Raw genomic sequence first — 12,433 nt, forward strand, 5'->3', positions numbered from 1 at the left:
TGAGGCCCGCTCCCCGAAGGGAGCGGGCCTCACTTTCAGCTACTGCAGCCGATCACCGGCCGGAGGGGCAGAGCGTCAGCTCTGGCCGCCCGCCAGCTTCTCGCGCAGGGCAGCCAGGGCCTCGTCCGACGCCAGGGCGCCGGAGTTGTCCGCGGACTCCGAGGAGTACGAGCCGCCACCGCTGCCGCCGGAGGCAGCCGGGGCGCCACCGGCCGGGGCAGCAGCGCCCTCGGCAGCAGCGGCCTCGTCGGCCTCGCGGGACTTGATGACCTGGGCCTGGTGCTGCTCGAAGCGCTGCTGCGCCTCGGCGTACTGCGTCTCCCACGCCTCGCGCTGGGTCTCGTAGCCCTCGAGCCAGTCGTTGGTCTCGGGGTCGAAGCCCTCGGGGTAGATGTAGTTGCCCTGGTCGTCGTAGGACGCGGCCATGCCGTACAGGGTCGGGTCGAACTCGACCGAGGCCGGGTCGGCACCGAAGGACTCGTTGGCCTGCTTCAGCGAGAGGCTGATGCGGCGACGCTCGAGGTCGATGTCGATGACCTTGACGAAGATCTCGTCGTTGACCTGGACGACCTGCTCCGGGATCTCCACGTGGCGCTCGGCCAGCTCGGAGATGTGGACCAGACCCTCGATGCCCTCGTCGACGCGCACGAACGCACCGAACGGAACGAGCTTGGTGACCTTACCGGGAACGACCTGCCCGATCTGGTGCGTACGGGCGAACTGCTGCCACGGGTCTTCCTGCGTCGCCTTGAGCGACAGCGAGACGCGCTCGCGGTCCATGTCGACGTCGAGAACCTCGACGGTGACTTCCTGGCCGACCTCGACAACCTCGGAGGGGTGGTCGATGTGCTTCCAGGACAGCTCGGAGACGTGCACGAGACCGTCGACGCCGCCGAGGTCCACGAACGCACCGAAGTTGACGATCGAGGAAACGACGCCGGAGCGGACCTGACCCTTCTGCAGGGTCGTGAGGAACGTCTGGCGGACCTCGCTCTGGGTCTGCTCCAGCCAGGCACGGCGGGACAGGACCACGTTGTTGCGGTTCTTGTCCAGCTCGATGATCTTGGCCTCGAGCTCCTTGCCCACGTAGGGCTGAAGGTCGCGGACACGACGCATCTCGACGAGCGACGCCGGCAGGAAGCCGCGGAGGCCGATGTCCAGGATGAGACCACCCTTGACGACCTCGATGACGGTACCGGTGACGATGCCGTCTTCTTCCTTGATCTTCTCGATGGTGCCCCAGGCACGCTCGTACTGAGCGCGCTTCTTCGAGAGGATCAGGCGGCCTTCCTTGTCCTCCTTCTGGAGAACCAGGGCCTCGATCTCGTCACCGACCTTGACGACCTCGTTCGGGTCGACGTCGTGCTTGATCGAGAGCTCGCGGCTCGGGATGACACCTTCGGTCTTGTAACCGATGTCGAGGAGAACCTCGTCCCGGTCAACCTTCACGATGACACCGTCAACGATGTCGCCGTCGTTGAAGTACTTGATCGTCTCGTCGATCGCCGCGAGGAACGCGTCCGCGTCGCCGATGTCGTTGACCGCAACCTGCGGAGTGGTGGCGGTGGTCTCGGTGCTGCTCGTCATGTGGGAAAGGGCTCCGGTACGGACAGTGAGTCGTAGGTACTGCTACGCCGGGAGCCCGTATCGCCTCTGCAGAAGCCGGACAGCTCGGGAAGCACCGGACCCGCCGAACGGGAAGCGCCTCGTGAACCGAGGGGACATGCAACAGATGCGAGCGCGGCCTGCTAGGTCTGAGGCGCGCAGGCTCGCAGCGCAACTTGTAGCATACGGGGGCAGCCGGGCACGGTCAATGCACGAAGGCGCACACCGGGGGCACAACGCCCCATATCCGGCACAATTCGTGTTCTCCGAGGCCACATCGGCCCGGGAGATAATCGTGGGTACGGAGCCGTACTCACGGGTGCCCCTGGGTGCGTACCGCGTGCGGCGGGGTGAAGGCAAACTACAACGGCGGACACGATGAGCCAAGAGATCTACACGGCCGAACCCGAAGCGACTCGCCGCAGCGCGTCGGAGGCCGAGAGCAGCCGGGCAAGTCGCGGCTGGTGGGACCGGAACGCCGACGAGTACCAGAGCGACCACGGCGCCTTCCTCGGCGACGACCGTTTCGTCTGGGGTCCGGAGGGGCTCGACGAGGCCGAGGCCGGTCTGCTCGGCCCCGCCGAGTCGCTGAAGGGCCTCGACATCCTGGAGATCGGTGCGGGCGCGGCGCAGTGCTCGCGCTGGCTGGCCTCCAAGGGCGCCCGCCCGGTGGCCCTGGACCTCTCGCACCGGCAGCTGCAGCACGCACTGCGGATCGGCAACGAGGTCCCCCTGGTGGAGGCGGATGCCGGGGTCCTGCCGTTCCGGGACGGCTCCTTCGACCTGGCGTGCTCCGCCTACGGCGCGGTGCCGTTCGTCGCCGATCCCGTGCAGGTGTTCCGCGAGGTGCACCGGGTGCTGCGCCCCGGGGGCCGCTGGGTCTTCTCGGTGACGCATCCGGTCCGCTGGGCGTTCCCGGACGAGCCGGGTCCCGAGGGGCTCTCCGTCGCGTCCTCGTACTTCGACCGCACCCCCTATGTCGAGCAGGACGAGCAGGGCAATGCCGTGTACGTCGAGCACCACCGGACGCTGGGTGACCGGGTGCGGGACGTGGTGGCCGGCGGGTTCCGGCTGGTCGATCTCGTCGAACCGCAATGGCCCGCCTGGAACAACCAGGAGTGGGGCGGCTGGTCCCCGCTGCGCGGCAACCTGATCCCGGGGACGGCGATCTTCGTCTGCGTACGGGACTGAACTGATACGGAGGTCCGGGCCGGTCTCGGGGTACGGGAGCCCCGGTGCCTCGTACGAGACTGGGAGCGTGATCCGTACCGACGCCCTGGACCAGTTGCCCGTACGCACCGCTGTGCCCGCCCTGGAGCGGGCCCTCGACGACCGTGGTGTCGCGGTGCTGTGCGCGCCGCCCGGCACCGGCAAGACGACCCTCGTACCGCTGGTCCTGGCCGGTCTGACCGGGGGCGGCCCGGTGCGCAGGGTGGTGGTCGCCGAGCCGCGGCGCATCGCGGCGCGCGCGGCGGCGCGCCGGATGGCGTGGCTCATCGGTGAGCGGGCCGGCGGGCGGGTGGGCTTCACGGTCCGCGGAGAGCGGGTGGTGGGGCCCCACACCGTGGTGGAGGTGGTGACCACCGGGGTGCTGCTCCAGCGGCTGCAGCGCGACCAGGAACTGGCCGGGGTCGATGCGGTGATCATCGACGAGTGCCATGAGCGGCATCTGGACGCGGACACGGTCGCCGCGTTCCTTCTCGATGTGCGGGAGGCGATCCGGCCCGATCTGCGGCTGGTGGCCGCGTCGGCAACGACGGACGCCGCGGGCTGGGCACGGCTGCTGGGCGATGCCCCCGTGGTGGAGGCACGGGGTGTCTCGCATCCGGTGGAGGTGGTCTGGGCACCGCCCGCCACCCCGGTGAGGCCGCCGCACGGGATGAGGGTCGATCCGGCGCTGCTGACGCATGTCGCCTCGACGGTGCGCCGGGCGCTCGCCGAACGGGAGGGCGATGTGCTTTGTTTCCTGCCCGGTGTCGGCGAGATGGGGCGGGTCGCGGTGCAGCTGGCGGGGGTGGCCGCCGAGGTGCTCCAGGTGCACGGGCGGGCTCCGGCGGCGGTGCAGGACGCGGTGCTGGCCGGGTCGTCCGGCAGTCGGCGGGTGGTGCTGGCGACCTCGGTGGCGGAGTCGTCCCTGACGGTGCCCGGGGTGCGGGTCGTGGTCGACTCGGGGCTGGCCAGGGAGCCGCGTACCGATCATGCGCGGGGGCTGAGCGCGCTGACGACGGTACGGGCGTCGCAGGCGGCGGGGCGGCAGCGGGCGGGCCGGGCCGGGCGTGAGGCGCCGGGAGCGGTGTACCGGTGCTGGGAGCAGGCGGAGGACGGGCGGCTGGCGCGGTTCCCGTCCCCGGAGATCAAGGTCGCGGATCTGGTGGCGTTCGCGTTGCAGGCGGCGTGCTGGGGCGATCCGGACGCGTCGGGGCTGGCGCTGCTCGATCCGCCGCCCGCGGGTGCGATGGGCGCGGCGCGCGAGGTGCTGACGGCAGTCGGCGCGGTGGACGCTGACGGGCGGGTGACCGACCGGGGCGTACGGATGTCCCGGCTCGGCCTGCATCCGCGACTGGCGCGGGCCCTGCTGGACGGCGCCGCCGAGGTGGGCGGCCGCCGGGCGGCCGAGGTGGTGGCGCTGCTGAGCGAGGAGCCGCCGCGCGAATACGGGGATGATCTGGCGGCGGCGCTGCGTACCGCCCGGCGGGGCGGGGACGGCTATGCGGCGCGTTGGCGGCAGGAGGTCCGGCGGCTGTCCTCGTCGGTCAAGGACGTGGGTGGGGGTTCCGGTGCGGACGATGGAGCCGTCGGTCTGGTGGCCGCGCTGGCGTTCCCGGAGCGGGTGGCGCGGGCCCGGGGCGAGGGGACGTTCCTGATGGTGTCGGGTACGGGTGCGGAGCTGCGGGACGGGTCGGGGCTGCGCAGCGCGCCGTGGCTGGCGGTCGCGGTCGCCGACCGGCCCGCGCACGCGGCGTCCGCGCGGGTGCAACTCGCCGCCGTCATCGACGAGGACACGGCGCGGGCGGCCGCCGGGCATCTGCGGTTCGCGGGCGAGGAGGTCCGCTGGGCCGGCGGCGATGTGGTGGCCCGCAGGGTGGAGCGGCTGGGTGCCGTCGAGCTGTCGGTGCGCCCGCTGAAGGAGCCGGCGCCCGAGCTGGTGCGCGAGGCGCTGATCGAGGGTCTGCGGCGCGAAGGGCTCGGGCTGCTGCGCTGGACGCGTGAGACCGAGCAGCTGCGGGAGCGGCTCGCCTTTGCGCACCGGACGTTGGGCGCGCCCTGGCCGGACGTGTCGGACGGTGCGTTGCTGGACCGTACCGAGGAGTGGCTGGAGCCCGAGCTGTCACGGGCCCGGCGGCGCTCCGGTCTCGCGCGGATCGACGCGGGGCAGGCGTTGCGGCGGCTGCTGCCGTGGGCGACCGGTGAGGCGGCCCGGCTGGACGAACTGGCGCCGGAGCGGATCGAGGTGCCGAGCGGCTCCCGTATCAGGGTGGAGTACGGCGGGACGCAGCCCGTACTCGCGGTGAAGCTCCAGGAGCTGTTCGGCCTGCAGGAGACCCCGAGGGTGGCCGGGGTGCCGGTGCTGGTCCATCTGCTCTCCCCCGCCGGCCGTCCCGCGGCCGTCACCGCGGATCTGGCGTCGTTCTGGCGGGACGGCTACCGGGCCGTGCGGGCGGAGCTGCGCGGCCGCTATCCGAAGCATCCGTGGCCACAGGACCCCACGACGGTGGAGGCGACCCGGTTCACGAAGAGGGCCCGGCGGTAGGCAGCGCGGGTGAAGGAGCGGGGCTGGGGTGCGTGCATCGCAAGGCGGAGGATTGAATCAGACGGGGTCTCCCCTGCTCGAGCTCAGCCGAGAGCTCGGGGAAGGAGCGTTGGTGATTGACGGCAACGCCGCGAGGTGCGTGCCCCAGCCCCGCGAAGCCTGCTGCCGGGCCCTCTGGGGCGCGGCTCAGGCGGGAGTAGGTTCCGGGTCCGGGGCGGGTGCCGGTGCCCCGTCGGGCAGTTCGCCGTCCGGACGCCGGGAGCGCGCCTCCAGCCACAGGGCGAGCGCGAGCAGGCCGGCGCCGAGGACGACGAAGCCCCGGGGCAGGTACGAGGTGAGCAGCAGAACCAGCACGCGCTGGGACTTGACCAGGGCGACGATCGAATCCACGTAGTCCTCGCGCATCTTCACATGCCCGGCGAACGCGGTGACGGTGTCCTGGGACATGCCCATCGCCTTGGCGTTGCGCAGCTCCTCCTTGTGGATCTCCTCGCCGTTGACGGGCGCTCCGGTGACCGGGTCGACCCAGAACATCCGCTTGGTGGTGTACCAGCGGGTCATGCCCGTCTTGGCGACCTGCTCCGCGGTGACGCCCTTGATGGGCATCTTCTTCGGCATCGGGACCTTGGTCCAGGGGATGGTCTGCTCGAAGTAGTAGACGTCCATGCCGTGGAAGGTGCGGGTGCCCCTGTAGTGGATGGGCGAGCTCGTACGGGTCTGGGCGTCGAAGTACTCGTAGTCGCGCTTCTGGGTGAGGAAGGGCCACTTGAACTCGATGCCCTCGCGCCTGACCGGGTCGCCGTCGACCATTTCGCCGGTGGCGTGGACGGGGGCCTGGCTGTGGGCGTCGAAGATGTAGCGCTCGGGGATCTCGGAGACCATCTTGCCGTTCGGGTCGGCGACGTAGCTGAGGGAGTCCCAGACGACGACGTCCCGCCCGGCGCTGCGCTCGATCTTCTCGGACTCCTCCACATTGCCCTTGAGGGTCTGCACGATGGTGACCTTGGGGACCTGCTTGACCTTCATGTTGTCGTTGTAGTCGAGGAGGGTGGCCGGCTTCGCCTCCAGCACCGTCTCCTGGTACTGGCTGGGCGGGATCTTCGCCAGCCTCGGGAAGGCGTACCAGCGCAGCAGTGGCGACATGGCGGCGAAGAAGACGGCGAAGGCCAGGAGTACGAGGCTGGCTCTGCGGCGCATGGTGGTGCCCTCCCTCAGCTTCTGTGCTTCTTCCGGTGGCTAGTTCTTGGGGCCCGGGACGGTGGTCAGCAGGGGTTTGGGCGAGGTCTCTCCGGGCGGGGCGCCGATCGTGGTGATGGTGAAGACGAGCGCGAGGGCTGCGGCCAGTCCGATGGCGGCGGCGACGAGGGCACGCATGCCGGTCCTCCCGGAGAACACGGATCTGATGGATCGTCAGGGCTGGGGCACCGTAGCAATGCGGGCGCGAGATGAGAACACGTAGAACAGCCCCTCTGCCGGGTGGTGGCGGAGGGGCTGTCGTGAGTGACGTGCGGCGGGACGGGTCAGGCAGCGGGCGTCTGCGGGGCCTCGACCTCGAGCTCGATGACGACCGTGGCGCCGCCCTCGGTGGTGAGGCGCAGCTTGTACGTGCCCGCGGTGTCGTCGGCGTAGATCTTCGGGAGCTTCAGGATGCCGTCGGCGTCGGTCCTGAGGTCCGTGAGGGTACGGACCGTCTTGCCGTCCGCGTCCTTGAAGTACGGGCCCTTGTCGTTCTCCACCGGCTCCGCGGCGTCGGTGATCATGGTTGCGGTGACGGCGACACCGGCGGCGACCGCGCCCTTGTAGGTGGCCTTGACCTCGACGGTGTCGGCGAACTCGGCGCCGGGCGCGGCGGTCAGTGCCTTCTCGTCGGTCCTGGCGATCGCGTCGGCCTGTCGGGCGGTGACGGTCGCGGTGTAGGTGACGGCGGGCAGCGAGCGGCCGGTGGCGACGGCCCGCACCGTGAACCGCCCCGTCTTCTCGCCCGCCTGCAGCACCGGGGCGGTGACCGTGCCGTTGGCTCCCGTGAGGAGAGTGACGGCGTTCTTCCCGCCGGCGAAGGTGGCGTCCGTGTCACCGGCGATGGTGAAGGTCACGGACGCCTTGGCGAGCGAACCGCCGAGCTTGTTCGTGGTCCGCACCTTGATCCGCTCGGCGAACGCGTCGCCCGCAGTCGCGGTGAGCGTGCCGGTGCCGGCGTTCTCCACACGTGCGACGGTCTGGGACGGCGGGGGCGTGGGTGGGGTGGGCTTCGGACTGGGCGGAGTGGAGCCGCCCGGCTTCGGCGGCTTCGGCTTCGAGCTCGGAGGCGGGGTCGGGGACGGCGAGGCGCCGGGAGTGCCGGGATTCGGGCTCGGGTCCGTACCGCCGCCGAGGTCGGGCGGGACGGTGCCGGTGCCGTCGGGGATCTCGTGGGTGCCACTCTTGTAGTAGTCGAACCAGGAGCGGACCGTACGGAGATAGGCGTCCGAGTGGTTGTAGCTCAGGACCGCCCGGTCGAGATCCGTGGCTATGGACAGATCGCGGGAGCCGGCGCAGAGATAGCGTCCGGCGGCGAGCGCCGCGTCGTAGATGTTGTTGGGGTCCTTGCGGCCGTCTCCGTTGCCGTCCTGGCCCCAGGTCGCCCAGGTGGACGGGATGAACTGCATCGGGCCGACGGCACGGTCATGCGTCGAGTCCCCGTCGTACGCCCCGTTGTCGGTGTCCTTGATCATGGCGAAGCCCCGGCCGTCGAGGACCGGGCCGAGGATCGGTGAGAACGTGGTGCCGTTCGCATCGACCCTGCCGCCGCGGGCCTGGCCGGACTCGACCTTGCCGATCGCGGCGAGCAGCTGCCACGGCAGCCGACAGGCGGCGTCGCTGCCTGCGACGGTCTGTTCGGCCTTCTTGTACGCGGCCAGGATCGAAGCCGGTATGCCGGATTCCGCACTGCCGGTGATGGGCAGATCGGTGGCGGTTACCGGCTTGTTGGGCGTGTTCAGCGGCGGCAGGTCCGTGTAGTACGGCGAGTTGCCGGTGGCCGCGGTGCCGTCGGGCGACGGTGTCGTTCCGGCGGACTGCTGATCGCCGCTCCCGGTGACCAGCGTTGCGCCAGGGGCCCCTGAGGCGGAGAGCGCCGCCACGGCGACTGCGGCCACAGCGGTCGTGGTCGCCCCCTTGCGAAGTCGGCGACCGAATTGCGCTGCCATACCTCTGGCCCCTCCCCTTCGACGGCTGTCCGAGCTCCCCAGCGCCAGGACTCAGGCGACCCTACGGCAACTTGTGCCGCCGGAACACCGTGCAATGACCGGTTCTTACCTGTTCTTCACGTTCCGGACAGCAAGTTGTACGGCGGTCGTCGGGCGGGCGACGGCGGCTCACGCATACTTGCCGCCATGCCGTTCACACTCAGTCATGCCGCGGCCGTGCTGCCGGGGATGCGGCGGGACGGAACGGCGCGCGGGCCGCTCCTCGCCTCTGCCCTCGTCGCGGGATCGTTCGCCCCCGACATGACGTACTACGCGGACACCGCGATCCCGGGCGCCATGGAATTCGGGCGGGTCACCCACTCGGTGTGGGGCGTGTTCACGGTCGATGTGCTGATCACCGCAGCCGTGGTGGCGCTGTGGCTGCTGCTGCGCGAACCGTCGGTGGCGCTGCTGCCGAGGGCCTGGCAGGGACGGGTTCATGCGTTCGTGCGAGGGCAGCGGTGCGGATCAACCGACCGAGGGGCGTGGGGTGTCCGGGACGGTGCGTGGTTCGTAACTTCGGCGGTCATCGGGTCCGCCACTCATGTCGTCTGGGACGCCTTCACCCATCACGACCGGTGGGGTGTGCGGTTGGTGCCGGTGCTCGACGGGAGCGTCGTCGGGTTTCCCGTGTTCCAGATGGTGCAGTACGGCAGTTCGGCGGTGGCACTGGCCGTGCTCGCCTGGTTCACGGCTTCGGGGCTGCGACGGACCGATGCGCGCCCGGTCCCGCCGTCCGTGCCGGTGCTGGGCCGTCGGGGGCGGTGGTCGGCGGGGGTACTGCTGAGCGTCTGCGTCCTGCTCGGCGTCGTACACCGGTGCGCACGCTGGTATGCGTACTTCGGGCACATCGACACCCCGCTGGACATCATCCCGACCGCCTGCTTCGGCGCCGGGGCGGGACTGGCGGTCGGCCTGGTGCTGTACGGGGCGTGGATGCGGCTGCGACGGCCGCACGCTTCCGTACCCTCGGTCGCCGGACGGGCCTGATTCCTCCGGAGGGTCTCTGAACAAACCCCGGGGCCCGTCCGGCGCCGCCGCGTCAGTGCGCTGCGGACTCCCAGTCCGTACCGACACCCACCGATACATCCAGCGGGGCGCGCAACTGCACGGCCGTGGACATCTCGTGGCGGAGGATCTCCTCCACCTGCGCCCGCTCGCCCTCGGCGATCTCCAGGACGATTTCGTCATGGACCTGGAGCAGCATCCGGGACTTCAGCCTCGCCTCGGTCAGCGCCCGGTCGACCTGGAGCATGGCGACCTTGACGATGTCCGCGGCCGTGCCCTGAATCGGTGCGTTGAGCGCCATGCGCTCGGCCATCTCGCGGCGCTGACGGTTGTCGCTGTTGAGGTCGGGGAGATAGCGGCGACGCCCGAAGACCGTCTCCGTGTAGCCGGTGGCCCTGGCCTCCTCCACCACACGGTGCAGATAGTCACGCACTCCGCCGAACCGCTCGAAGTACGTGTCCATCAGGCCGCGCGCCTCGCCCGCCTCGATGTTCAGCTGCTGGGAGAGGCCGAACGCGGAGAGCCCGTACGCGAGTCCGTAACTCATGGCCTTGATCTTGCGGCGCATCTCCGGGTCGACGGCCGACTTGCCGACGCCGAAGACCTGCGAGGCGACCGTCGTGTGCAGATCCTCGCCGGAGGTGAACGCCTCGATCAGGCCCGCGTCCTCGGAGAGGTGGGCCATCACGCGCAGTTCGATCTGGCTGTAGTCGGCCGTCATCAGCGTTTCGAAGCCCTCGCCGACGACGAAGCCCCGGCGGATGGCCCGGCCCTCATCCGTACGGACCGGGATGTTCTGCAGGTTCGGGTCGGTGGAGGAGAGCCGGCCGGTCGCCGCCACCGTCTGGTTGAACGTGGTGTGGATACGGCCGTCCGCCGCGATCGTCTTGATCAGGCCCTCGACGGTGACCCGCAGCTTCGCCTGCTCGCGGTGGCGCAGCATGATGACCGGCAGCTCGTGCTCGGTCTGTGCGGCAAGCCAGGCCAGGGCGTCGGCGTCCGTCGTGTACCCGGTCTTCGTCTTCTTCGTCCTGGGCAGGCCCAGCTCGCCGAAGAGGACTTCCTGGAGCTGCTTGGGCGAACCGAGGTTGAACTCGCGGCCGACCGCGGCGTGCGCCTCCTTCACCGCCTGCTGCACCGCACCGGCGAACTGCTGCTCCATGCCCTCCAGATGGGCCCGGTCGGCGGCGATGCCGTGCCGCTCCAGACGGGCCAGCAGAGCGGACGTCGGCAGCTCCATGCCGTGCAGCAGATCGGTCGCGCCGACCTCTGCCAGCCGGGTGGTGAACGCATCGCCCAGATCCAGGACCGCGCGTGCCTGCGTCATCAGGGCGTCGGCCTCGGCCCGGTCGTCCGCGCCGAAGGCCAGCTGGCCGTCGGACGCCGCCGCGGGGGCCAGCTCCCGGCCCAGATACTCCACCGCCAGCGCGTCCAGCGCGAAGGAGCGGCGGCCGGGCTTGACCAGATAGGCGGCCAGCGCGGTGTCCATCGTGACGCCGTCGACCTGCCAGCCGTGCTCGGGGAAGACCCGCATGGCGCTCTTCGCGTTGTGCATGACCTTCGGCCGCCGCGCGTCGGCGATCCACGCGGCGAACGCCTGCTCGTCGCCCTCGTCGAGCTCTGCGGGATCGAACCAGGCCGCCGCCCCGCCGGCCGCGGCGAGCGCGATCTCGGTGACCGTGCCGCTGCCCACCGCCCAGGTGTCGACGGTGGCGACACCGAGCGGCTGCCCACCGTGCTCGGCGAGCCAGGGCGCCAGCTCGCCCGCGCCCAGCACCGCGCCGTCCAGCTCGACGCCCGCGGCGGGCGCCGGGGTCTCGTCCTCGGCCGCGCCCGGGTCCACGGCCAGCAGCCGCTCGCGCAGACTCGGGTTACGGATCTCCAGGACGTCCAGCACGCCCGTCACCGCGGTGCGGTCGTACGGTGCGCGCTCCAGGTCCTGCGGGGTCTTCGGCAGCTCCACGTCACGGACCATCTCGGTCAGCCTGCGATTGAGCCGCACCGCGTCCAGGTTGTCCCGGAAATTCTGCCCGGCCTTGCCCTTGACCTCCTCGGCGCGCTCCACCAGCTCGTCGAACGAACCGAACTGGTTGATCCACTTCGCGGCGGTCTTCTCACCCACACCGGGGATGCCCGGAAGGTTGTCCGACGGGTCACCACGCAGCGCCGCGAAGTCCGGATACTGCTGCGGCGTGAGCCCGTACTTCTCCTCGACCTTGGCCGGGGTGAAGCGCGTCAGCTCCGAGACGCCCTTCGTCGGGTACAGCACGGTGACGTTGTCCGTGATCAGCTGGAACGAATCCCGGTCACCGGTGACGATCAGCACCTCGAAGCCGGCCGCCTCGGCCTGCGTGGCCAGCGTGGCGATGACGTCGTCCGCCTCGAAGCCGTCGACCGCGAAACGGTCGGCGTGCATCGCGTCGAGCAGCTCGCCGATCAGCTCGACCTGGCCCCTGAACTCGTCCGGGGTCTTCGAGCGGTTCGCCTTGTACTCGGGGAACTCCTCCGAGCGCCAGGTCTTGCGGGAGACGTCGAACGCCACCGCGAAATGCGTCGGCGCCTCGTCACGCAGCGTGTTCGCCAGCATTGACGCGAAGCCGTACACCGCGTTCGTCGGCTGCCCCGACCCAGTCGTGAAATTCTCCGCAGGCAGCGCAAAGAACGCCCGGTACGCCAGGGAGTGCCCGTCCATCAGGAGCAGGCGCGGTCGGTTGTCTGCCGTCTTCTTCGATGCCGTCTCAGCCACGCCCCCGATCCTGCCACGGACCACTGACAATCCCGACCGGGCATGGCTCGCCGGACGCTCCGTCGGTGCCTCGTGACAGGATCGACGGAGGAACACGTA

The 12,433-nt window shown here is 70.6% G+C and carries 8 protein-coding genes; 3 read left to right on the forward strand and 5 right to left on the reverse strand.

Annotated elements, in window-relative coordinates:
- Positions 1-75 precede the first annotated feature (75 nt).
- On the reverse strand, positions 76-1,587 hold the full coding sequence (rpsA, locus tag ACIPEK_RS05955; protein ID WP_266362176.1) for a 30S ribosomal protein S1: 1,512 nt from the start codon (positions 1,585-1,587) through the stop codon (positions 76-78).
- Positions 1,588-1,983: 396 nt separating this feature from the next.
- Here rpsA and ACIPEK_RS05960 point away from each other — a divergent pair, with 396 nt between their 5' ends.
- Both ACIPEK_RS05960 and hrpB read left to right on the forward strand, forming a co-directional pair.
- Positions 1,984-2,796, forward strand: coding sequence for a class I SAM-dependent methyltransferase (locus ACIPEK_RS05960; protein ID WP_401991176.1), 813 nt, complete (start codon positions 1,984-1,986; stop codon positions 2,794-2,796).
- Positions 2,797-2,863: 67 nt separating this feature from the next.
- Positions 2,864-5,356 (forward strand): ATP-dependent helicase HrpB, encoded by a 2,493-nt coding sequence (gene hrpB / locus ACIPEK_RS05965; RefSeq protein ID WP_401991179.1) that lies wholly within the window; start codon positions 2,864-2,866, stop codon positions 5,354-5,356.
- A 186-nt stretch (positions 5,357-5,542) separates the two neighbouring features.
- On the opposite strand, the gene ACIPEK_RS05970 is transcribed toward hrpB, so the two are convergent.
- The 3 genes from ACIPEK_RS05970 to ACIPEK_RS05980 all read right to left on the reverse strand — a co-directional run bounded on the left by ACIPEK_RS05970 (position 5,543) and on the right by ACIPEK_RS05980 (position 8,541).
- Positions 5,543-6,553, reverse strand: a complete 1,011-nt coding sequence (locus ACIPEK_RS05970) for a DUF3068 domain-containing protein (RefSeq protein ID WP_383067649.1) — start codon at positions 6,551-6,553, stop codon at positions 5,543-5,545.
- A 39-nt stretch (positions 6,554-6,592) separates the two neighbouring features.
- The gene (locus ACIPEK_RS05975; RefSeq protein WP_107451335.1) at positions 6,593-6,730 is read right to left on the reverse strand and encodes an SPW_0924 family protein; all 138 of its coding nucleotides are present in this window, start codon (positions 6,728-6,730) and stop codon (positions 6,593-6,595) included.
- A 146-nt stretch (positions 6,731-6,876) separates the two neighbouring features.
- Positions 6,877-8,541 carry a lytic transglycosylase domain-containing protein gene (locus ACIPEK_RS05980; RefSeq protein ID WP_401991183.1) on the reverse strand — a complete coding sequence of 555 codons (1,665 nt, stop codon included), beginning with the start codon at positions 8,539-8,541 and terminating at the stop codon, positions 6,877-6,879.
- Positions 8,542-8,727: 186 nt separating this feature from the next.
- On the opposite strand from ACIPEK_RS05980, the gene ACIPEK_RS05985 reads away from it, so the two are divergent.
- Complete coding sequence (locus tag ACIPEK_RS05985; RefSeq protein ID WP_401991186.1) at positions 8,728-9,570, forward strand: DUF4184 family protein; 843 nt, start codon at positions 8,728-8,730, stop codon at positions 9,568-9,570.
- Between the two features lie 52 nt (positions 9,571-9,622).
- Here the strand turns inward: ACIPEK_RS05985 and polA are convergent, their stop codons facing one another.
- Positions 9,623-12,334 carry a DNA polymerase I gene (gene polA, locus ACIPEK_RS05990; protein WP_401991189.1) on the reverse strand — a complete coding sequence of 904 codons (2,712 nt, stop codon included), beginning with the start codon at positions 12,332-12,334 and terminating at the stop codon, positions 9,623-9,625.
- Positions 12,335-12,433 lie beyond the last annotated feature (99 nt).

Origin of the sequence: Streptomyces sp. NPDC088246, assembly GCF_044741025.1 — a bacterium.
Classification (GTDB): domain Bacteria; phylum Actinomycetota; class Actinomycetes; order Streptomycetales; family Streptomycetaceae; genus Streptomyces.

Excerpts from the sequence above, each read along its gene's own strand:
- rpsA (WP_266362176.1), bottom strand. The coding sequence starts at position 1,587 with ATGACGAGCAGCACCGAGACCACCGCCACCACTCCGCAGGTTGCGGTC.
- ACIPEK_RS05960 (WP_401991176.1), top strand. The coding sequence starts at position 1,984 with ATGAGCCAAGAGATCTACACGGCCGAACCCGAAGCGACTCGCCGCAGC.
- ACIPEK_RS05970 (WP_383067649.1), bottom strand. The coding sequence starts at position 6,553 with ATGCGCCGCAGAGCCAGCCTCGTACTCCTGGCCTTCGCCGTCTTCTTC.
- ACIPEK_RS05975 (WP_107451335.1), bottom strand. The coding sequence starts at position 6,730 with ATGCGTGCCCTCGTCGCCGCCGCCATCGGACTGGCCGCAGCCCTCGCG.
- ACIPEK_RS05980 (WP_401991183.1), bottom strand. The coding sequence starts at position 8,541 with ATGGCAGCGCAATTCGGTCGCCGACTTCGCAAGGGGGCGACCACGACC.
- ACIPEK_RS05985 (WP_401991186.1), top strand. The coding sequence starts at position 8,728 with ATGCCGTTCACACTCAGTCATGCCGCGGCCGTGCTGCCGGGGATGCGG.